Origin of the sequence: Roseomonas sp. GC11, from assembly GCF_024437745.1 — a bacterium.
In the GTDB taxonomy this organism is placed as follows: domain Bacteria; phylum Pseudomonadota; class Alphaproteobacteria; order Acetobacterales; family Acetobacteraceae; genus Pseudoroseomonas.
In genome coordinates this window covers 1-1239 of sequence record NZ_JANFNY010000188.1, presented here as the reverse complement: position 1 = coordinate 1239, position 1239 = coordinate 1, and the positions used below count along the sequence as shown (strand labels likewise).

The following is a 1239-nucleotide window of genomic DNA, read 5'->3' as shown; positions in this document are numbered from 1 at the left end:
CCCAAACCCGAAACACCTGAAGGCCGAGCCAGCCCAGAGGACATCGCCCGCGCACGCCTCATTGCTGAAGCTGCCAAGGAGGTTTCACAACCGGACACGGTGTTCCGGCCGGGCACCAGGTGGTGAAGTAGGCCATCTCACCATCGGCGATATGGCGACGGATCAGCAGGCCACGCGTCCACAATCCTTTGGCTCCTGGGCGGAACTCATCGGCTTCGAGGTCTGCCAGTTCCAGGTATGCCCAGTCGTGCAGGCGCTCGCCCTTCGTGCCCCGGCCTCCCGACAGGCGCTGCCAGGCGGCGGGATCAAGAGCCTTGGCAATGTCCCCGGCCGCTCCCGCGATCCCAGGCTTGCCGATCCAGGAGTTGAAGGATGCTGTCGCGTTGACGCCGAGCACGTAGCCCTTGCCTGCGCGGCGCAGCGCCATCTCGATGTCGCCGACACCATAGACGCTATCAGCTGCGACCCAGCCAAAGGGCACAGCTGCGCCGATGGCCCGCTCGATCATGCTGAGCGCCATGGCGGGCTTGGTGGCGAAGGTGGTTCCCGCAGGAACGTGGGCCGCGGCCATGCGCGCCGGATCATCGGTCCAACGCTCGGGCAGGTAGAGCGAACGGTCGATCAAGGCGTGGCCGTGACGCGAGACATAGGCCGCGAACACCCCAATCTGGCAGTTGGTGATCTTGCCCGCCGAGCCGGTGTACTGCCGCCCCACCCCGCAGGACGCCTTGCCTTGCTTGAGAAAGCCCGTCTTATCGATGACCAGCACCGCATCCTCTGTCGCGAAATGCTCGACCACGTAGTCCCGCACCACGTCACGCAGCGCATCGGCCTCCCAGCGACCGCGGCCGAGAATGGCCTGCTGCTGCCAGGGCCCGGGATTGCCCGCCGCCTCAGCCCGCATCCAGCCGGTCTTGCGGCGCTCAGCTCCCAGCAGGCCGTCCAGGAACAACCCGGCAGAGGCCGCCACTCGTTCCTGAGTGAACAGCGGCCGGATCCGGGCTTTGACCTCGCGCAGCGACGACGCCCAGAGCTCCAGTGTTGTCTCGATCGAAGCGCCTGACATCCATGATCTCCGAACCATGGTCCGCTATAGATTCAGTGATCGCGCAAAATCGCAATTGTAATGTTAGAGCGATTTTCGATCGGGCTGAATCGATGAGGATTCACATGGGCGCGGTTTTCTGATTCACGATCCGTGCGGGCGAAGGAGGCCGGCAGGGATGGGTCGAGCCTTAT

Annotated in this window: 1 pseudogene; it reads right to left on the bottom strand. The window is 64.5% G+C overall.

Annotated features, from left to right (window positions below):
• Nucleotides 1–97: 97 nt before the first annotated feature.
• A pseudogene (locus tag NON00_RS24525) lies at nt 98–1084 on the bottom strand (IS701 family transposase); the annotation flags it as partial.
• Nucleotides 1085–1239: the final 155 nt, after the last annotated feature.